At 64.8% G+C, this 20533-nt stretch carries 17 protein-coding genes; 9 read left to right on the top strand and 8 right to left on the bottom strand.

Annotated elements, in window-relative coordinates:
• Positions 1–95 precede the first annotated feature (95 nt).
• On the top strand, positions 96–521 hold the full coding sequence (locus tag AOC05_RS14800; protein ID WP_062007892.1) for a universal stress protein: 426 nt from the start codon (positions 96–98) through the stop codon (positions 519–521).
• A 39-nt stretch (positions 522–560) separates the two neighbouring features.
• Here the strand turns inward: AOC05_RS14800 and AOC05_RS14795 are convergent, their stop codons facing one another.
• The 3 genes from AOC05_RS14795 to AOC05_RS14785 all read right to left on the bottom strand — a co-directional run bounded on the left by AOC05_RS14795 (position 561) and on the right by AOC05_RS14785 (position 7100).
• Entirely contained in the window at positions 561–2522 is a 1962-nt protein-coding gene (locus AOC05_RS14795; RefSeq protein ID WP_062007890.1) for an acyl-CoA dehydrogenase family protein, read from the bottom strand.
• A gap of 235 nt (positions 2523–2757) precedes the next feature.
• The gene (locus AOC05_RS14790) at positions 2758–4011 is read right to left on the bottom strand and encodes a glycoside hydrolase 5 family protein (protein WP_062007889.1); all 1254 of its coding nucleotides are present in this window, start codon (positions 4009–4011) and stop codon (positions 2758–2760) included.
• On the bottom strand, positions 4008–7100 hold the full coding sequence (locus AOC05_RS14785; protein ID WP_062007888.1) for an alpha-mannosidase: 3093 nt from the start codon (positions 7098–7100) through the stop codon (positions 4008–4010). Before AOC05_RS14785 ends, AOC05_RS14790 begins: the two co-directional genes overlap by 4 nt.
• Positions 7101–7225: 125 nt before the next feature.
• On the opposite strand from AOC05_RS14785, the gene AOC05_RS14780 reads away from it, so the two are divergent.
• Positions 7226–8326: a serine hydrolase domain-containing protein gene (locus AOC05_RS14780; protein WP_062007887.1), complete on the top strand. Its 1101-nt coding sequence runs from the start codon at positions 7226–7228 to the stop codon at positions 8324–8326.
• Between the two features lie 83 nt (positions 8327–8409).
• Here AOC05_RS14780 and AOC05_RS14775 read toward each other — a convergent pair whose 3' ends face one another.
• The 5 genes from AOC05_RS14775 to AOC05_RS14755 are packed head-to-tail and all read right to left on the bottom strand — an operon-like array spanning position 8410 to position 13269.
• A complete protein-coding gene (locus AOC05_RS14775; RefSeq protein WP_062007886.1) occupies positions 8410–9816 on the bottom strand; it encodes a dihydrolipoyl dehydrogenase family protein in 1407 nt (468 codons plus the stop codon).
• A 9-nt stretch (positions 9817–9825) separates the two neighbouring features.
• Positions 9826–10770, bottom strand: coding sequence for an ABC transporter substrate-binding protein (locus tag AOC05_RS14770; protein WP_062007885.1), 945 nt, complete (start codon positions 10768–10770; stop codon positions 9826–9828).
• On the bottom strand, positions 10767–11525 hold the full coding sequence (locus tag AOC05_RS14765; RefSeq protein ID WP_197277835.1) for an ABC transporter permease: 759 nt from the start codon (positions 11523–11525) through the stop codon (positions 10767–10769). The genes AOC05_RS14770 and AOC05_RS14765 overlap by 4 nt, the downstream gene beginning before the upstream one ends.
• Positions 11522–12199 (bottom strand): ABC transporter permease, encoded by a 678-nt coding sequence (locus AOC05_RS14760; protein ID WP_062007884.1) that lies wholly within the window; start codon positions 12197–12199, stop codon positions 11522–11524. The genes AOC05_RS14765 and AOC05_RS14760 overlap by 4 nt, the downstream gene beginning before the upstream one ends.
• Entirely contained in the window at positions 12199–13269 is a 1071-nt protein-coding gene (locus AOC05_RS14755) for an ABC transporter ATP-binding protein (protein ID WP_062009844.1), read from the bottom strand. Before AOC05_RS14755 ends, AOC05_RS14760 begins: the two co-directional genes overlap by 1 nt.
• A 276-nt stretch (positions 13270–13545) precedes the next feature.
• Here AOC05_RS14755 and AOC05_RS14750 point away from each other — a divergent pair, with 276 nt between their 5' ends.
• The 7 genes from AOC05_RS14750 to AOC05_RS14720 all read left to right on the top strand — a co-directional run bounded on the left by AOC05_RS14750 (position 13546) and on the right by AOC05_RS14720 (position 20522).
• On the top strand, positions 13546–14550 hold the full coding sequence (locus AOC05_RS14750; protein ID WP_062007883.1) for a glutathione S-transferase family protein: 1005 nt from the start codon (positions 13546–13548) through the stop codon (positions 14548–14550).
• 401 nt (positions 14551–14951) lie between these two features.
• Positions 14952–16007, top strand: a complete 1056-nt coding sequence (locus AOC05_RS14745) for an ABC transporter substrate-binding protein (protein WP_154606327.1) — start codon at positions 14952–14954, stop codon at positions 16005–16007.
• Positions 16008–16072: 65 nt separating this feature from the next.
• On the top strand, positions 16073–17140 hold the full coding sequence (locus AOC05_RS14740; RefSeq protein WP_082358011.1) for a FecCD family ABC transporter permease: 1068 nt from the start codon (positions 16073–16075) through the stop codon (positions 17138–17140).
• Positions 17137–18192 (top strand): FecCD family ABC transporter permease, encoded by a 1056-nt coding sequence (locus AOC05_RS14735; protein ID WP_062007880.1) that lies wholly within the window; start codon positions 17137–17139, stop codon positions 18190–18192. The genes AOC05_RS14740 and AOC05_RS14735 overlap by 4 nt, the downstream gene beginning before the upstream one ends.
• A gap of 1 nt (position 18193) precedes the next feature.
• Positions 18194–19069, top strand: coding sequence for an ABC transporter ATP-binding protein (locus AOC05_RS14730; RefSeq protein WP_082358010.1), 876 nt, complete (start codon positions 18194–18196; stop codon positions 19067–19069).
• On the top strand, positions 19066–20022 hold the full coding sequence (locus AOC05_RS14725; protein ID WP_082358009.1) for a siderophore-interacting protein: 957 nt from the start codon (positions 19066–19068) through the stop codon (positions 20020–20022). Before AOC05_RS14730 ends, AOC05_RS14725 begins: the two co-directional genes overlap by 4 nt.
• Positions 20023–20102: 80 nt before the next feature.
• Positions 20103–20522, top strand: coding sequence for a VOC family protein (locus AOC05_RS14720; protein WP_062007879.1), 420 nt, complete (start codon positions 20103–20105; stop codon positions 20520–20522).
• Positions 20523–20533: the final 11 nt, after the last annotated feature.

The raw sequence follows: 20533 nt of genomic DNA, 5'->3' as shown, positions 1-20533 counted from the left end.
TTAGATGCCACACCAATCGGTGGAAATGCTAGATTCTGTGACTAAGGTAGTAAATAAGTAGCAAACGTGCAGGAACCACAACTAAGGATGTAAAAATGGCGGGACTTATTATCGTCGGTGTCGACGGCAACTCCACTTCGATGAAGGCTGCCCGTGTTGCAGCCGAGCTGGCCAAGGCCATGGGCGCCACCTTGCGCGTGGTGACGGCGTTCGGTGAGGACCGGACCGAAAAGGTTGAGATCGGCAACGACGAGTGGTTCCTCTCCACCGCCGACGAGGCTGAGCGCGTTGCCCAGCGCGTGGCGGAGGAATTGAAGAAAAGCGGTGTGAAGACCGAGTACTCTTCGGCGTTGGGAAAGCCCGCCGATGTCATCTTGGAGGAAGCCACCAAGCTTGGCGCCAGCCTCATCGTTGTTGGCAACGTACGCATGCAGGGGCTTAAGCGTGTGCTGGGGTCCGTGGCAAACGCCATCTCCCACAATGCACCGTGCGACGTGTACATCGTCAAGACCGAAGGCTAAGACCTCAGGTACCAAGACCCCATAACCACCGGTTTTGTTTTACCGGTACTTTCGGTGTTGGTCCTCCTGCTGCGACGGGCCGGGGGTGGCGTCGGCAATCCACGGGCCCGTGCCCTCGGAGATGTCGATGATGCCCTCCTCCAGCCAGGCGAAGTCGCCCTGGAGGAGGGCTTTGGACAGTGTCAGGTCGGCGTCATCGGTGTTGTGCCAAAGCTCGTTGAACAGGGCCTGAACGCGCAGACGGGACTGGTCAGCGAAGGAGTTTGCCAGTTTTTGTGCCCCCCTTCCCTGAGTGGGGTCCTTGAGCCGGAGCATCTCGGCCCTGGAACAGCACGCGGAAATGGCGAAGAGTTCAGCGCCAATGTCCACGATTCGTCCGAGAAAGGCCTGCTTGTATTCCAGCCGCCCCTGCCACCGACTCATGCCGTAGAACGTTTGACGGGCCAGTTTGCGGGATTCACGCTCCACAAACCGCAGATGCTTACCGAGCGGCCCAAACTCATTGTAGGAGCGCGGGTCCAGGCCCTTGCCCACCACCAGGTGCGGCAACCACTTGGCATAGAAGCCGCTGGCAGAAAAGGCAGCCTTGCCCTTTTGCGGCAGAGTGGCGGTGGTAGAGGCAAGGTCTCCCGCCGCCGCCAGGTGCGCGTCCACAGCCTCCCGGGCAATCAGCAGATGCATGATCTCGGTGGAACCCTCGAATATCCTGTTGATGCGTAAATCCCGCAGGAGTTGTTCCGCTGGGACCGCACGCTCACCGCGTGCGGCCAGGGATTCTGCGGTCTCATAGCCGCGCCCGCCGCGGATCTGCACCAGCTCGTCGGCACACTTGTAGGACATTTCCGAGGACCACAGTTTGGCCAGCGCCGCCTCGATCCTCACGTCCTTCATGCCGGCGTCGGCCAGGGCTGCCGACAACTCAAACACCGCCTCCAACGCGAAGGTGGTGGCGGCCATGAACGCCAGTTTTTTGCCCACGGCCTGGTGCTCGCCCACCGGCAGTCCCCATTGGGTGCGCGCGGCGGACCATTCACGGGCGATCTTCAACGACCACTTGCCAGCTCCGGCCGCCATGGCCGGGATGGACAGGCGGCCGGTGTTCAAGGTGGTCAGGGCGATCTTCAGGCCCTGCCCCTCCCTCCCCAGCCGGCTCTCCGCGGGAACCCGCACCTGGTGGAAGCGTGTCACACCGTTTTCAATGCCGCGCAGGCCCATGAACTTGTTGCGGTGCTCCACCGTGATGCCGGGGGAGTCGGCCTCCACCACAAAGGCGGTGATGCCGCCGGTCTTGCGGCCCTGCGTGTCGATCCCGCGGGAGGGCACCACGGCCATGACCACCACCAGTTCGGCGATCACACCATTGGTGGTCCACAGTTTCACACCGTCCAGGACGTACTCGGAACCGTCTTCGCTGGGCACGGCGGCACAGGCCATGCGCGCGGGGTCGGAGCCTACGTCGGGCTCGGTCAGCAAGAATGCGGTGACTGCGCCCGCGGCGCACCGGGGAAGGTACCGCTGCTTTTGTTCCGGAGTGCCAAACACCTTCACCGGTTCCGGGACGCCAATGGACTGGTGGGCCGAAACCAGGGCGCCGAAAGCCGGGTGTACGCTGCCAAGGATGGCCAGGGCCCGCCCGTAGTAGCTCAGGTTCAGGCCCAGCCCGCCATATTCCTGCGGGATCTTCATGCCGAAGACGCCCAACTTTGCCAGCCCGGCCAAATACTCGTCGGGGATTTGATCCTCACGCTCAATGCGGGCGCCGTCAAGGGTCCTGGCGTAGGCGTCCACTTCGGCTAGGAAGGCGTCGCCACGCTCACTTTCGACGGCCGACGGTTCCGGGTGAGGGTGGATCAGGCTCACATCAAATGCGCCCAGATACAGGCCCTTGGCAAAGCTTGGCCGCTCCCAAGCCGTTTCCCGGGCTGCCTCGGCGGCGTTCCGCGCGTCTGCGGCGGTGACGGTTGTTTCCGGGGCGGCGGACGTGCCCGTGTTGATTCCCATGATTTCCTCATTTCCGCCGGAAGCGCCAAGGAAAGTGGGGGATCCGGCACGCGGAGGTGAAACCCAAGCTGTTGCCTCGATGCTACGCGCCGGTGGGGGTGGCGGCTAGGGTATGGGCCGAGTCCTGGGTTCACTGTTCTGCGCCGTATTCGCGGCGGGCATGGCGCAGAACAGTGAAATGCGCCGTGTTCGCCGCAGGCATGGCGCAGAACAGGACGCTGCCCGTCGCCAGATGCTAGGAAACCACTTGCGTGATCCCGCGCGCGGCCAGGTAGGCGGTGTCGCCGGTCTTTGCCGAACGCACAAGCGTTGGCTTCTCCCCGCTGGCAGCGCGTTCCAGCCAGGACCTGAATAGCTCCCCTGCGGGGTCCGCCACCGAGCGGCCCACCCCCGTGGCGAGGTCTCCCGGGTCAAAGGACACGGCCGTGGAGCGTTGGGCAGGGGCTGTGGGGTTGACCTTTTCAGCCGCGATCAGCTCAGCCAAGCGCTTTCCGGCCGGCTTAACCTTGCGCTCGGAATCCAGCAACCCCAGCGTGTATTCCAGCTCGGGGAAGTCGGCCAGCTTCCGGCTGACGTCGTGCGAACACCACCAGGTCACGCCCCACAGGTTCGGGGTGTCCAGCACCGGACGCAGGCTTTGCTCGAGGAAGTCGGCCGCGCCATCAAACGGTACCACCGGGTACGGTGCGCCAATTTCCTGCAGCCAGATGGGACGCTGCGGGTCTTCGGCGTAGGCTGCGGCCAGCTGCAACAGATAGTCGGCAAACAACGTCCGGGCGGGGTGGCCTTGCGGGAACAGGTGGGCCACGGCCACAAACACCCAGGAGTGCACGGTGGTCACATCGCCCAAGGTGGCGGCGTGGGTGGGCGTGACGGGGCTGCTGTCCACAAACCAGACGTTGTCGTCGAAGCTGTGCTGGTGCATGCCCTCCGGCCACACGTTCCGTACGCTGGCCAGCAGTGTCGATATCCACTCGCCCATCTGCGCAGGCGTGGTCACGTGCTGTTCGGGATGCCGTTCCACCGCGAACTGGTTAGTCTCGTTGCCCAGCGTCATGCCCAGGACGTTGGGGCGGGCGGAGACCTCGGTTGCCAACGCCGTGATGAGCTGCGCCTCCGCGGCAACCACCTCCGGGTCGGTGAAGATGTTGCGGCGGTGCCAGCTGGTGACCCAGGACGGCAAGTAGTCAAAACTGGAGAGGTGGCCCTGCAAGCCGTCCACCGACACGTCCAGGCCGAACTCTGCGGCGGCATCCACCACGCGGCCCACATCGGCGATACCCTGTGGTCGGATCAGCGTGCGGTTGGGCTGCAGCAGTGGCCACAACGGGAAGATGCGCACATGGTCCAAGCCGAGGGAAGCGATGGATTCCAGATCCGCCCGGACAGCGTCAATGTCAAAGTCCTGCCAGGAATGGAACCAGCTTTGGCTGGGCGTGTAGTTCACGCCCCAGCGCAGGGGGCTGGTCCGGGTGGCGGGGAGGCTCATTTGCTGCCTTTCTGCAAGCGCAAGGTCAGGATCTGGAAGGGACGCAGGGTGAGTCGGATCTGCCGGTTGCCGGCGTCGTCCGCGGCACCCACGGTGAGGGCCCCGGCGTCGTACGGCTGCTCAAGCAGGTTGTTCTCCGCCACGGCAGCCACGGCGAACGACGCCGAAAGCGTCACCGAGGCCCTCGCGCCGAGCGGCTCGTACAGGCGGACGATCACATCGCCGCTGCGGTCATCCGCTAGCTTGACCGCCTCAATCAGGGCGGCCTGTGAATCCGTGCTGACGAGCGGTTCGACAGCGGACCCACCGGCCGGCACACCCCGCCACGGCAGGTTCACGGCATAACCGGCGGACACGGCGTCCTTCACCTCGGCGCCCACCACCAAACCGTATGTGAAGCAATGGTGACCCTGGTCCGTCTGGGGATCGGGGAAGCGCGGGCCTCGCAGCAGTGACAGCCGCACCGTGGTGAAGCTGGAGCCGTTGCTGCCGGGGTGGCGGGAGACATCATGTCCGTAGGTGGAATCGTTGATGACGGCCGCACCGAAACCGGGCTCGCCCACATGCACCCAACGGTGCGCGCACACCTCAAAACGGGCGTTGTCCCAGGACGTGTTCTCGTGCGTTGCACGCTGGATGTGCCCGTATTGGGTCTCAAAACGGGCATGGTCGGCATGCACATCGAGGGGGAAGGCGGCCTTGAGTAGCGTCTCCTGCTCGCGCCAGTCGACGTCGTTGTAGACGGTGATCACCTTCGAATCCGGGGAAATACGCACACGCTGGGTTATATGCGACTTCCGGAATGTACGTTTAATGGTGATTTCGGGCTGGTTGCCCAGCATGGTGACATCCATCGAGTCCAGTTCCCGGAGGTCCGTGACGGTGTTCTTATAGAACTCGTCAATGTCCCACGCGTCCCACATGTTCGGGAAGTCCGCGTGCAACTGCAGCAGGTTGGCGCCCTGCCCGGCCGGCACCAGCTCGCGGTCCGCCCCCACATCCAGGATGGAGGAGATGACCCCGTCCGCCCCAAAGCGCACGGTGATGAGCCCGTTGTGTACGACGACGTCGGCACCGTCACGTTCCACCGTCACCTTAGTGGCGTGTGGCGCAGCGACGCCCGCGCTGAGCGGGGCGATGCCGCGGCGCGGGTAGGGGGAGGCGTTGAAGAGCGTGGAGCTCGCGAAATCCTGCTCCGTACCGGGGTCGAGCGGCTGGACCCACGGCGCCAGCGCGAGCAGCGCCGCGCTGATGATCTCCTCCAGGTCCGCGGCAATCCGGGCATACTGTTCCGCTGCCTCGCGGTGCACCCAGGCGATGGAGGAGCCGGGGAGGATGTCGTGGAACTGGTTCAGCAGCACCAGCTTCCAGATCCGCTCCAGCTCGTCGTACGGGTAGTTGATGAGCCCCCGTGCTGCGGCCGTGGCGCACCACAGCTCGGCCTCTCGCAGCAGGTGCTCGCTGCGGCGGTTGCCCTGCTTGGTCAGGGCCTGGGAGGTGTAGGTGCCGCGGTGCAGCTCAAGGTACAGCTCGCCCTTCCACACAGGTGCGTTGGGGTATTCGGCCTCGGCCGCGGTGAAGAACTCGGCCGGGCTTTGGATCGTGACCTGCGGGGATCCCTCCAGGTTCTTGGTTCGCTTGGCCCGAGCGAGCATCTCGCGCGTGGGCCCGCCGCCGCCGTCGCCCCAGCCAAAGGGCACCAGCGAATTCTTCGCCGCGCCCTTATCTCGGAAGTTCCGCACGGCGTGCGCCAGCTCCGCACCGGCGAGCTGGGAGTTATACGTGTCGACCGGCGGGAAGTGCGTAAATACGCGCGTGCCGTCAATCCCCTCCCAGTTGAAAGTGTGGTGCGGGAACTTGTTCACCGTGTTCCAGGAGATCTTCTGGGTCAGGAACCACTTGGCGCCTGCCTGCTTGACGATCTGCGGCAGCGCGGCGGAGTAGCCAAAGGAATCCGGCAACCACACCTCCTGGCACTGCATGCCGAAATTCTCACGGAAAAAGCGCTGCCCGTAGCTGAATTGCCGGGCCATAGCCTCCGAGCCCACCATGTTGGTGTCCGATTCCACCCACATGCCCCCCACCGGGATGAACCGGCCCGCCGCCACGGCCTCCTTGACTCGCGCGAACACCTCGGGGCGCTGCTCCTTGAGCCATTCGTACTGTTGGGCTGAGGACATGACGAACTGGAACTCGGGGTTTTCGGCCAGCAAATTCACCACGTTGGAGGTGGTGCGGGCCACCTTGCGCACCGTCTCGCGCACCGGCCATAGCCAGGCCGAGTCGATGTGCGCGTGGCCAATGGCCGTGATTTGGTGTGCACTGGCATTGGCCGGTTGGGCCAGCACGTGCGCCAGTTCGGCCCGCCCCGCGGCGGCGGTTCCGGGTATGTCGGTGAGGCAGACGGCGTCGAGCGCGCGTTCCACGGCGTACAGGATGTCCCAGCGGCGCGGATTGCCCGGATCCAGCTCCGCTGCCAGCTGCTCCAGCACTTCAAGGTCCTGCACCAGCTCCCACACCTCGGTGTTGAAAATGTTGATGTCTGCGCGGGCCATGGTGTAGCGCGGGGCCTCCCCGGCCGTGAACTTCTCGCCCAGCTGAGTGGGGAGGAAGGGGTTGTCGGTGAACACAAACGGGTTCGCGGCCGCCTCCACGTACAGCTCAATTTCCTCCCGGCCCTGCGCCTTCTGCGACACAAGAACCCAGGTGTTGAGCGGGTTCAGGGCCTTCACGGCCGTGCCGTCGGGGCGGTAAACCAGGCCTTCGGCCTGGAAGCCCGGCCAGGACTGGCTGAAACCAAGGTCCACCACCAGCTCCACCTTGTGCCCGCGCGCCTCGGGCGGAACCGTGCCCGTGAGGCGGATCCAGCTGGTGCCCCACGCGGGCCCCCATTGCTGACCAACGCTGAAGGGCTCATAGCGTTCGTCGCCGGCCAGGGCTATTGCGGGTGCCACGGGTTCGCCCTGCCCGCCCTGCACATGCCAGGCGGTGAGCTTCAGTGGAGCGAGGGGTGTGTGGATGGCAGGGGCGATCCGCTCTACCAGCACTCGTTTGAGCCGGTTTTCAATCAAGCTTTGCTTGTCATGCATGAGGGGCTGACCTTCCACGGGAGGGCTGGGGTTCGCGGGGGTTTTCTTCTGTTGAGGGAAAGCCTAACCGGCTTGCGTCGCCGTCACAGATCCCCTTGGAGGCGCTTGTTCCCTAAAGTGGTCTTATGAACTTTGCAGCCGAACAGTTTGCCAGTGTCCGTGAGCTTTTTGATTCCATGCTCGACGCCGATCCCGGCTATAGCGCGCAGCTGGCGGTCTACCGCCACGGGGAGAAGGTGGTGGAGCTGGTGGGCGGGCCGGATTCGGCCGCGGACTCGGTGACGGGCGTGTTTTCCTGTTCCAAGGGCGTGGCTGCCCTCGCGTTCAGTCTGTTGGTGCAGGACGGGCTCATTGACGTGGACGACACCGTGGCCACGTACTGGCCGGAGTTTGCCCGCCAGGGCAAGGGCGCCATCACCGTGCGCCAGTTGTTGTCGCACCAAGGGGGTCTGGTGGGTGTGCAGGGTGGCTTCGCCATGGAGGACTATAACGACCTCCCCGCCGTGGCGCAGCGGCTGGCCGACATGGCCCCGCTGTGGCGTCCAGGCAGCGGCACCTTTGGCTACCACGCGCTGACCATGGGCGTGTTCCTGGAGGAGCTGTGCCACCGGGTCATCGGAGAGCGTTTGCAGGACGTGTACGATCGGCGGATCCGCCTCCCCTACGCCGCCGACATGTTCCTTGGCCTGCCCGAGTCCCTGGAGCCGCGCTTCCGCCCTGTCCGCTTTGCCGAACAGGCCATGCCAGGGTTCCTAGACCCGGGCTCCCTGGCAGGGGTTTCGGGCAACGTCCAGGCGGGGAATCTGTTGGAACTGCCCAATCTGCGCAGCGTTCGCGCGGCCGGCAGCTGCAGCGGCGCCGGGGTGGGCTCCGCCGACGGCTTAGCCCGCGTCTATGCCGGTGCCATCACGGGGGTGGAGGGTGTGCCGGCCTATCTAAGCCCGGAAACCGTTGCGACTATGAGCCAGGAGCAGGTCTGGGGCCTGGACAGGGTTTTCTGCGACACCGGAGCCTTTGCCCTGACCTTCATGAAGGCCCACCCCCGGATGGACTTTGGCAGTGCTCAGGCGTTCGGGCACGACGGCGCCAATGCCGCCCTGGGATTTGCCGATCCCCTGTATGGGGTCGGCTTCGGCTACGTGCCGGCCTGGAATGAGGAAGGCGGCACGGCCGGGCGCGGCATGCAGCTAAGTGCGGCCGTGCGCAGGGCCATCCTGGCTGCCTAACCCTCTCGTTGAGGGGACACATCACCCCCACCGAAGCCTAAGGAGACCCTTGTGATTGGGGGGGTGATGTGTCCCCTCAACGGTTAGTGGAGTGATGCCAGGTCCGATTCGATGGCCCGGTGGAACGTGGGGTAGGCGTAGATCATGGTTTTCAAGGTGGACACGGGGACGCGCGCGTGAACGGCTAGGGCCAGCAGCGAGAGCACCTCACCGCCGCAGGGACCCACCGATGATGCCCCCACGAGGACCCCGGATCCGGCGTCCTCGACCACCTTGATGAAGCCCTGGTTGCCGGCCTTGTGGATCCAACCGCGCGTGGAGTCCGCCAGCAAGGTGATCCCCACCCTGATCTCCAGGCCGGCGGCCCGGGCCTGGTGCTCGCTCAGCCCCACGGACCCGATCTCCGGGTCCGTGAAGGTCACCCGGGGTACCGCATGGGATGCGGTGGTTCCCCGGTCCCCGCCCACAATGCCCGGGCCCAGGATGTGTCCGGCCACAATGTTCGCCTGGTACATGGACATGTGCGTAAACGCCCCGGCACCCACCGCGTCGCCAATCAGATACAGCCCGTCCGTGAGTTGCAGCTGCCCATCAACGGCCGGGGGTATCTTCCCGTCCCAGTCGATGCCCGCTTGTTCCAGTTTCAGAGCATCCAAGGTGGTGGCGCGCCCCGTCGCGACCAGAAGCCGCTCCGCAACAAGCTCCGGTGTCCCTGGGTCGGAAAGCTCCAGGCTGAAACCGGCGTCGGAGTGCCGCACGCCGGTGACGTTGGTGTTGAAGAGGACCCTGATCCCTTCGCTGTCAAACACCTCGGCGAGCAGCGCCGAGGCCTCCGGTTCCTCACGGGGAAGCAGTACCGGCCCGCGCACCACCACGGTGACATGGGTGCCGAAGCGGGCAAACATCTGCGCCAACTCCGCACCGATGGGACCGCCGCCGATGATGGCCAACGACGCCGGGGCCGCCGTGGTCGCCATGGCCTCACGGTTAGTCCAAAAGGGGGTTCCGGTCAGCCCCGGAACGGGCGGCACGGCGGGGTTGGTGCCAGGGTTGAGCACCACGGCGCGGCGGGCCGCGAAGATGCTCTCACCTCCGTCACTGCGGCGAACGGTGACCTGACGCGGTCCACTGAGCCGTCCCGTGCCGCGCACCAGCAGCCCGCCCTTGTCCGTGAAGCGTTTGGCGGCGACGGTGTCATCCCAGTCGTCGGTTGCCTCCGCCCGGATGCGCCGGGCAACCAAGGAAAAGTCGGGGACGACGCTGACGCTTCCGGCCAATTCCTGGATCCGGCGGGCCTCCGCCAAAACGTTGGCGGCCCGAATCATCATCTTGGACGGAATACAGCCATAGTAGGGGCACTCGCCGCCCACCAAGCGGGCCTCCACGCCCACCACCTTCAGCCCGGCGTCGGCCAGTTCCCCGGCCACCGCCTCCCCACCGGGCCCCATGCCAACCACAATAACGTCAACGGTTTCAATGCCGCTATCCATGGGAACTCCCTAGTTGGTGATGCCCTTATCCTTCAGCCACGCGGTGGCGGCAACCTTGGGATCCATCTTCTGATCTCCCTCCACCTGGTCGCGCAGGGAGATCAGGTCCGCGGTGGTCAGCTTTGCTGAAACGTCGTTCAGCGCGGTCTTCGCCGCATCGTTGATGCGCTCGGTCTTGACTAGGGGGAGGACCTGCTGGGCCAGCCAGTTGTGCAGGGGATCTTCTAGCACCACCAGGTTGTTGGCCGGGATGGCTGGGGAGGTGGTGAAGATGTCCGCCACCTGGATCTCATCGTTTAGCAGCGCCTTGACAGTCAGCGGTCCTCCGCCGTCGCTGACGGGGGTGAACGCCTTAGGCACGCAGTTGTAAATCTTGGCCAGACCGGGAAGCCCGTAGGGGCGGGTCTTGAACTCGGGCGGGGCGCCTAGCGTCAGCTGGTCGCAGACCTTCGCCAGGTCCTCAATGGTTTTCAGGTTCCCGTACTTCGCAGCGGTCCCCGCCGTGACCACCATGGCGTCCTTGTCCTCCGCCGAGGAAGCATTCAACACGGCCAGGCCAGCGGGCAGTTTGGCCGGCAAGGCAGCCACAATACCTTCGGGGTCGGTCACCGTGTTGGTGGGGTCCACAAATCCGAGCAGGTTCCCGCTGTAGTCGGGCACAACGTCCACCGAGCCGTCCTTGATGGCCTTGATATACACCTCGCGGGCGCCAATGTTGAGCTTGGTGGTGGAGGTGACCCCGGCGGCGTTCAGGGCCCCGGCATAAATCTCGGCGATGATGGCGTTTTCGGGGAAGTTGGCCGAGCCCACCACCACGGGCCCGCCACTGGCGGCACTTGAGGAGTCACTGCTCAGCGGGTTACTGCCGCTGCAAGCGGTTACGGCCAGTAGCACCGACAGACCCGCGGCGGCACCAATAAACGTGCGACGGGTGGTAAGGGAAGTGTTGTTCATGGGTTTCCTCCTGTGGAATTAAGTGCAATTTCAGAAATCGAGGGTTCTTTCAAGCCAGGTGAAACCACCACGCGTTGCAGCAACGCTAGCAGGCCGTCAATCACAATCGCCACGGCTGCGATGATCACAGCGCCGCCTAGTACTTGACCGTAGTCCTGCACCGCCAATCCATCAATGATGTACCTGCCCAGCCCGCCTAAGCTGATGAAGGCGACCACGGCCACAGTAGCAATGACCTGCAGCACCGCGGAACGGAATCCGCCCAGCATGACCGCCAGCCCGTTGGGGACCTCCACGCGGAACAGCAGCTGGCGTTCGGTCATGCCCACCCCGCGCGCGGCATCCACAATCTCGCGGTCAACGGCGGCAATCCCCGCGTAGGTGCCCGTCAGGATTGGCGGCACCGCAAGCAGCACCAGTGACCAGATGGCGGGCATGAGCGACAGTGTTGACGTGGCGATCAACGCAAAGAGGGTCATGATGCCCAGGGTTGGCAGGGCTCGCAGCATGCCCGCCAAGGAAACCACGACGACGCGTCCGCGGCCGGTGTGCCCCACGTACAGTCCGATGGGCACGGCAATGGCCACGGAGATCAGCAGTGTCAGGCCGGAGTAGCCTAGGTGTTCGAAAATCCGAACGGGAATACCGGCGGGACCTTGCCAATTTGTCGGGTCGGTGAGCCATTGCCAGCCTTGGCTGAACGGGCTTGAACTCGTATAGGTGGTGGCGGGGAGCGCGGTGCGCGGCAGGCTCACGCGGGCACCGCCGTAGTACTAGCGGAGCGCGTGCGGGCCTTGTCGGCTCGCAGCCACGGGGTCAGGAGCCGTTGCAGCAGCACCAGGAGAACATCCATCAGCAGTGCCAACACCAGGGTGCCCACGATGCCCACAACGATCTCGGTGGGGAAGTTCCGTTGCAGCCCGTCGGTGAAGAAGAATCCCAGGCTGGGGATACCGAGCAGTGCACCAACGGTGACCAGGGAGATGTTACTGACCGAGATCACGCGCAGCCCGGCAAACAGGACAGGCACCGACAAGGGCAGGTCAACGATCAAAAACCGTTGCACCGGTTTGAACCCCATGGCGGTTGCGGCCGCCCGGACGCCGTCATCCACCGAGTTCAGGGCGTCCAGGGTGGAGCGGACCAGCAGTGCTACGGCGTAGATGGTCAAGGCCACAATGATATTGGCGAAGTCGAGGATCTTGGTACCCAAGATGGTGGGCAGGATGACAAACAACGCCAGCGACGGGATGGTGTACAGCAGTGAACCCACCGAAAGGATGGCCCCGCCCAGCACCTTGTTCAGCCTGGCAAGTTGGGCCAGTGGAACGGCGACGACGACGCTGAGCACCAGCGGCACTACCGCCTGGAGCAGGTGGTAGCCGGCAAGATTGAACACTTGTCCGCGGTTTTCCAGGAACCACTGCACTAGAGCCGGCTTTCACGGGCGGCGTCGATGGCGGCCAGCACCTCGGGCGCCTTGACCACCCCGGCCACGGCCCCGCTGCCATCCACGGCCACGCCCAAACCCGAGGGGGAGGACAAAGCGGCATCCAGGGCATTGCGGAGCGGGTCCCCCGCGTGGAAGAGGGAACCCCCGGGGACCAACACTGCCGAGCCCTGGGCCAACCAGCCCAGCGGCCGTCCGGCGCCGTCCACGGACAAGCGCCAGCTGACAGAATCACCGCCCACCGCGCTGCTCGCAGTTCCGGAGGCCAGGGGTGCGGGGTGGATCGGGACGGAATCCCCGGGGCTGAAGGACAGGTGCCGGAACCCGCGGTCCCGGCCCACAAAAGCTGCCACAAAGTCATCCACCGGCGCTCGCAGGATTTCCTCGGGGGCTGCGTATTGAGCCACGCGGCCGCCGGTGGCAAACACGGCCACTTTGTCGCCAAGCAGGGTTGCCTCGTCGATGTCGTGCGTGACAAAGATGATGGTCTTGGCCAGGTCGCGCTGCAATCGCAACAACTCCTGCTGGAGCTCGGCACGGACCACAGGATCCACAGCGGAAAAGGGCTCATCCATCAGCAGCACGGGAGGGTCGGCAGCCAGTGCCCGGGCAACGCCCACGCGCTGCTGCTGGCCGCCGGAGAGCTGGCTGGGGTAGCGTTTGCCCATTGCGCTGGACAAGCCCACAGTGTCCAGCAGCTCCCGGGCACGGTGGTGGGCCTTGGTGCGCGGTACCTTGTTCAAGCGCAGCACGGTGGCCACATTGTCAAGGACCGTGCGGTGCGGCAGCAGCCCGGCAGACTGCATCACGTACCCCATGGAACGGCGAAGCTCGGGGGCGGGGATGGTGCTGACATCACGGCCGCCCACGGTGATGGTTCCGGAGGTGGGTTCCACCATGCGGTTGATCATGCGCAGCGAGGTGGTCTTGCCGCAGCCCGACGGGCCCACAAAAACGGTGATTTTGCCAGTCTCGATGCTCAGGGTCAGTTGGTCCACCGCCGGCGCTGCTAACTGGTATGCCTTGCTGACATCCAAGAATTCCACCATCGCATTCCCGGCGTGGCTGATGGTTTGGTGTGCCGAGCCGGTACTGACTTCTGATGTCGCCATGGAAAGGTCCTCACTGTCGGTGACATTCTCCTGGTGCCTTTCGATCATAAACCATTACGATTTTCTTGTGGCTGGTCCGTAACGGTCAAATAGGGCTTATTAGTGGCAAAGGCGCCGCACCAGTGCCTTACGTGCTTGTATAGCAGGTTCAGCATTTGCCTCAATTCCTGTGGTCACCGGGACTCCTTCAGACCGGAAGACTAGGCTAGCAACATGGATATTCAGGGCAGCGAATTCAGCACCAAGGGCTCCTACGTCACGGGTAAGGAATACACGCGGGACACCCACTACATTGAAACCCGGATCACCCGGGATGGGGCAGACGGCTACCCCGTGGAGGCAGGCCGCTACCGCCTCGTCGTGGCCCGGGCCTGTCCGTGGGCGCACCGCTCCACCATTGTGCGCCGGCTGCTGGGCTTAGAAGACGCCATTTCCATCGGCGTGTGCGGGCCCACCCACGACGCACGTTCCTGGACCTTTGACCTTGATCCCGGAGGCGCGGACCCGGTCCTGGGTATTGAACGGCTCCAGGAGGCGTACTTCAAGCGGACGCCCGGCTACCCCCGAGGCGTCACCGTCCCCGCCATTGTTGATGTGCCCAGCGGGGCCGTGGTCACCAACAACTTCCCGCAGATCACCCTCGACTTCTCCACGGAATGGAAGCAATTCCACCGCCACGGTGCACCAGACTTGTACCCGGAGGAGCTGCGCGAGGAGATGACCGCGGTGAATAAGCGCATCTTCACCGAGGTCAACAACGGCGTGTACCGCTGCGGTTTTGCCGGCAGCCAGGAGGCCTATGATGACGCCTACGACCGCCTCTTTGCTGCCCTGGACTGGTTGACGGAACGGCTGGCCGGGCAGCGGTACCTGATGGGGGAGTTCATCACGGAGGCCGATGTCCGGCTGTTCACCACGCTGGTCCGCTTTGACGCCGTCTACCATGGCCACTTCAAATGCAACCGGAGCAAGCTCACCGAAATGCCTGTCCTTTGGGCGTACGCCCGGGATTTGTTTCAGACAACGGGCTTTGGCGACACCGTGGACTTTGAGCAGATCAAAAAGCACTACTACGTGGTCCATGAGGACTTGAACCCCACGCAAATCGTACCCAAGGGCCCGGACACCTCCGGCTGGGTGAGTGCGCACGGGCGCGAAGCTCTCGGTGGACGGCCATTTGGGCACGGCACGGCACCCACGCGCCCCGTCGATGCCTGATTGCCCCACGCCCGGCCTGGACAGCCTAGGGTCTGGACAGGCCCGGCGTGGAAAGTTCAGGCTATGAGTGAGTTGGTCGCGCGCACCAGCGCCTCCCTGCCTCGTTTGTCCCATGTGGTGCAGAGGTTGGCGGATTGCGGACTGGTTGTGCGTTAACTGATCTTTGACCGACTGGACGAGGAGAACGTCGCCGACCAGGCCCGGAGCGGGCAAAAAAGCGTCAGCGGCAGGGGTTCCGGGCATGGGATCTTGAGTACCCAACACCCTAAGCACTGACACTTTTGTGAAAAGTGTCAAATAGGGCAATGAAATGTTCTCTAATGGGTGAATGATCCGATAGGGTAGCTAAGGCTTGCATAACTAAGGCAAGCGTTACCTTGGTATCACCGTTAGGAAGCATTATGGAATTCTCTCGTCGCCAGGGCCTGAAGGTGGGCCTGTTCGCATCGGTGTCAGCACTCGGGGTGGCCTTGGCGGGGTGCTCAACGGGCACCGTCGGCGGATCGGCTCCGGCACCTTCACAGGCCGCGGCCGATTCCTTCCCCGTCACCGTCAAACATGTGTACGGCGAAACCGTCATTAGCTCGGCCCCACAGAGGGTCGCCACCATCTCCTGGGTCAATGACGACGTCGCCATAGCCCTGGGTGTGATCCCCGTGGGCATGCCCAAGAACGAATACGGTGGCAACGAGAACTCTTCCACAGCATGGAAGGACGCCGCCCTGGAGAGGGCGGGCGCCGCCATTGGCACCGCCAAGGGCCCCGCCCAGTACTCCGAGGTGGACGGGGTGAACTTCACTGAGCTCGCCAAGACCAACCCGGACATCATCCTGGCCGCCTACTCGGGCCTGAGCCAGGAAGACTATGACAAGTTGAGCAAGATCGCCCCCGTAATCGCCTTCCCGAAGTCCGCTTACGGCACCTCTTGGCAGGAGTCCACCACCATGATCGGTGCCGCGCTGGGCAGGTCGCAGGCCGCCACCGAGCTGATCGCCGCCACCGAGAAGACAGTCAAGGACCAGGGGGCAAAGTACCCGCAGATTGCTGGGAAGAGCTTCATCTACGGCAACCTTGAGCCGTCCAAGAGCGACGGCGTGAACGTGTACACCTCCGCCGATAACCGGCCCAAGTTCCTGGCCAGCCTCGGCATGGTCCTGGCTCCGGTGGTGGTGGCCGCCGAGAAGGGCGCTGACGGCTTCTACGTGCAATGGTCCGCGGAGAAGGCCAACGAGCTGGAATCGCAGGTGTTTGTCAGCTGGGTCCCTGATGCCAAGACCAAGGACTCGATCGTGGCAGACCCACTGCTGGGACAGATCCCGGCCGTGAAAAAGGGCGCCTTCTTGGCCGATTCCAACCAGGCCCTGACCCTGGCAATTTCAGCGTCCTCCCCCCTGAGCCTGCCATGGGCGCTGGACGCCTTCCTGCCCCAGCTGGCCGCCGCCGCGGACAAGGCATAGAGGATAGCTTCATGAGAACTGCACCCGCAACTGCGAGGGAAAGCACGACGCCGTCGCCGGCCTCAATGCCTTCCCTCGCGGACGCCGGGGTCGCACGTGGAAGCGGAACGCCCGCAAAAGCACCGACCAAGGGATTCACTAACCGTAGGCGGCTCATGTGGCTGCTGATCCTTGTGGCCAGCCTTGCAGCCATTTGCCTGGTGTCCCTCGCCGTTGGCGCACGCAATGTTTCCCCGCCCACCGTGCTGGATGCGCTGTTCAACTTTGAGCCCGCCAACGGCGACCACGCCGTGGTCCGTTCGCGCCTGGTGCGCACCGTGGCCGGATTGGTGGTGGGGTGCTCGCTGGGTCTGGCCGGGACCTCAATGCAGGGCGTGGCACGCAACCCGCTGGCCGATCCCGGCATCCTGGGCGTCAATGCGGGGGCCTCGCTGGCCGTGGTGGCCGGCATCTTCTTCTTTGGCGCCGCCACCGTCTCCAACTACCTGTGGTTCGCTTTTGCGGGCAGCGCCGTCGCCGCCGTCGCGGTGTATGCGGTGGCCAGCCTGGGCCGCAGCGGCGCCACCCCCGTGAAACTGGCCCTGGCCGGGGCCGCGATCACCGCCGGCCTGGGATCGCTCACGAGCGCCATGCTCGTTAGCAGCCAGCAGTCGCTGGACTTGTTCAGGACCTGGCAGGTGGGGGGCCTGGCTGGCAAGTCGTGGCAGTCCATCGTTGCGGTGCTGCCCTTTGTTGTGATGGGGATCCTTCTCTTGCTGGTCACCGGCAAGCTTTTGAACATCCTGGCCCTGGGTGATGACATGGCCCGCGGACTGGGCCAGCGTCCCGGGCTTGGCCGTGCGATCTCCGCGCTGGGCATTGTGTTGCTGTGTGGTTCAGCGACGGCACTCGCCGGGCCCATCGCGTTCATCGGCCTGGTGGTCCCGCACCTGCTCCGCGGCCTGGTAGGGCCGGACTACCGCTGGCTGCTGCCGCTGTCCCTCGTGGTGGCTCCGGCCGTCTTGCTGCTGGCCGATCTGGTGGGCCGGGTCATCCTGCTCCCCAGTGAGGTGCCGGCCAGCATCCTGGCGGCCATGCTGGGCGCCCCCGTCTTCATCGCCGTGGTGCGCCGCGGAAAGCAGGCAGAGCTATGAGCGTTCTGGAGACCGCCACCGGTGCCGCCCCCGCCACCGGAGCTTCGGTGCGGGCCCAACGCAAGGGACCCCGCCGCCGTCGGGCCCTTATCACCGGATCCTTGGGCGCCCTCGTGTTTGCTCTCCTGACCGTGAACATCCTGCTGGGCAGCTACACGGTCACCATCCCCGACTTCCTGGCCATGTTGGGCGGGCGGACCATCCCCGGTGCCAGTTTCATCGTCATGGAAACCAAGCTGCCACAGGCTCTGTTGGGCCTGCTGGCCGGCGCCTCTTTCGGCGTGGCCGGCGCCATCTTCCAGTCAATGTTGCGCAACCCGCTGGCCAGCCCCGACATCATTGGCATAAGCTACGGGGCCAGCGCCACAGCCGTGGCCGCCGTGGTGCTCTTTGGTGTGCGTGGCGCCGGGGTTTCCGTGGCGGCAATCATCGGTGCCCTCGTGGTGGCCCTGCTCATCACAGTGTTGGCCCGGGGACGCGGCGGGACCGGTCTGATCCTGATTGGCATCGGCGCCGCCGCGTTCATGCAGGCGGCCGTCACGTTCCTGCTCTCCCGGGCGGACCTGCGCAACGCCCAGGACGCCATGGTGTGGCTGAGCGGTTCGCTGAACTCCGCCAACTGGGAACGGGTGGCCATCCTGGCCGTCGCCCTTTTGTTCCTGCTACCCCTGACAGCGGCCGGGTCCCATCAGCTACACGGCTTGACGCTCGGTGATGACACCGCCTCCGGGCTGGGTTTCAACGTCCCGCGCGCCCGGTTGCTGCTGACCATTGTTGGCGTGCTTCTGGCCGCCCTGCCTACTGCCGCGGCCGGCCCCATCGCCTTCGTGGCCTTCCTCTCCGGCCCCATCGCCAAACGACTCAATGGGGGGGTGGCAAGCCTTCACCTGGCGGCGTTGGTGGGCGCCGCCATTGTCCTGGCAGCCAACTTTGCCGCCGTCAATGCCATTCCCGGAATTTCATTGCCCGTGGGAGTGGTCACCGGAGCCTTGGGTGCACCCTTCCTGCTCTGGCTGCTCATCTCATCCAACCGTGCCAACCAAGGAGGCTGAGATGGCTGTCCACCCATCCAAAGAGTCCGCAATCCTGTCCGCCCGCGAGTTGTCGCTGGGGTATGGCCCAAGAGCCATCGTGGAGGAGCTGTCCCTGACGTTGCCCGCCGGAAAGGTCACCATCATCGTCGGAGCCAACGCGTGCGGAAAATCCACTTTGTTGCGCGGTCTGGCTAGGCTGCTGCCGCCCAGTGCCGGCGTCGTGCACCTCAATGGGGTGGACATTCACAAGGTCCCCACCCGCGCACTGGCCCGCGAGCTGGGCATCCTGCCGCAAACCCCCACCGCCCCGGACGGGATCAGCGTGGCGGACCTGGTGGGGCGCGGCCGCAGCCCGCACCAGGGCTGGTTCCGGCAGTGGACCACGGCCGACGACGACGCCGTGGCCGCGGCGCTGAATGTCACCGGCACGGCCGAGCTGGCCGATCGCAGCATTGACGAGCTCTCCGGCGGGCAGCGCCAGCGCGTGTGGATAGCCATGGCGCTGGCCCAGGAAACCAACGTGCTGCTGCTGGATGAGCCCACCACCTACCTGGACCTGGCACACCAGGTGGAGGTCCTGGACGTGGTGTCCGAGCTCAACGCCCGGCGCGGCACCACCGTAGCCATCGTGCTGCACGATCTGAACCTGGCCGCGAGGTACGCAGACCACCTTGTCGCCATGAAAGCCGGGTCCATACTGGCCCAGGGCGCGCCGGGGGAGGTGCTGACTGCGGAACTGGTCCGGGATGTCTTCGGGCTGGAATCGGTGGTGGTGCCCGATCCCGTGGTGGGCACGCCCATGGTGGTCCCCATGGGACGGCGGGCGGCGCTGCTGGCGGATGCTGCGGCCAGCAAATTGGCAGAGATCACTATGACGGAAGGCGTGCACGCATGAGCTCGACAATCGTGGAACTCGGTGACAATGACGGTGACAATGAGGTGGAAGCAATCCGCCCCATGAGGGCGTTTGAGGTGCGAGTGGGTGCCGCGCGGTTGTTGACGCCACACTTTCTGCGCATCACATTTACAGGTCCCGAGCTGGACCTGTTCGGCAGCAACGCCGACGGGTTGACCCTGGACCTGCGGATCAAGTTGCTGATCCCCTCACCGGGCCACGCCCTGCCGCAACTGCGCTCGGTCCGCGGCTCGCTGAGCGATGACTGGTACCAGCAGTGGCGCTCCCTCGATGAGTCCACGCGGGGAGTGATGCGCACCTACACCGTGCGCGCCTTGCGTCCTGGCGAGCTGGACGTTGACTTTGTGCTGCACCTGGGCGGCGACTCCGGACCTGCCGCAGAATGGGCTGCCGCCGCACGGCCGGGCGATCCCATGACCTTGATCGGCCCGTGCGCCCGCTGGGGCGACTGCCTGGGCATCGAGTTTGCCCCCGGCGACCCCCAACGCGTCCTGCTAGTGGGCGATGAGACCGCGGTTCCGGCCATCGCCGCCATCCTGGAATCGCTGCCGCCCCACGTCAGAGGGCATGCCGTGCTAGAAGTGCCCACGGCGGAAGATTTTCTGGACATGTCCACAGCCGCCAAGGTGGATATCCGCTGGCATGCGCGCAATGGCAACGCCCACGGGGAGGCACTCGAGCGTGATGTCCGCACCGTTGTGGTGCCTGCCGCCTGCCTCCGCGGCAAGGAACCCGACGACGTCGACGTGGACGCCACCATCCTGTGGGAAACACCGGGAACGGTGCCCACGGCCGGGCTCTATGCGTGGATAGCGGGGGAGGCGGCCACCGTCCGGGAGTTGCGCCGCTATTTGGTGAGCGAGGTCGGCATGAACCGCAACGCCGTCGCCTTTATGGGGTATTGGCGTCAGGGGCGAGCGTTGCCGGAATAACCGCTGACACGGGCCGGGAATGGGGGCATAATGCATTGCATCCACACCTTGCATCCACACCTTCAAAAAGGGAGACAGGCATGACAACGCGACTCAACCCGTACCTTGGCTTTCGCGGCAACGCAAAGGACGCCATGGAGTTCTACCAGAGCGTATTCGGTGGTGACTTGACACTGAGCACCTTCCGCGAATCCGGCGTCGGCGTCGAGGAAGCCGAGCTGGACCAGATCATGCACGGCTCGCTGGTCACCGACGGCGGACTGGCGTTGATGGGCTCGGATACACCCAGCCACATCGAGTTCAGGGCCGGCACCAACCACCAGGTCTCGCTCAGCGGCGAGGATGAGGCCGAACTCAGCGGCTACTGGGAGAAGCTCTCGAGCGCCGGCACTATCACCATGCCACTTAACAAGGCCCCCTGGGGTGACATCTTTGGTATGTGCACCGACAAGTACGGTGTGCCGTGGCTGGTCAACATCTCCGGAGCTGCGCAGGCATAACACCGCTAAGA

The sequence above is a fragment of the Arthrobacter alpinus genome, assembly GCF_001294625.1.
Lineage (GTDB): Bacteria > Actinomycetota > Actinomycetes > Actinomycetales > Micrococcaceae > Specibacter > Specibacter alpinus_A.
Note: the sequence above shows the minus strand (reverse complement) of the source record. Positions and strands in the feature narration are given on the sequence as shown.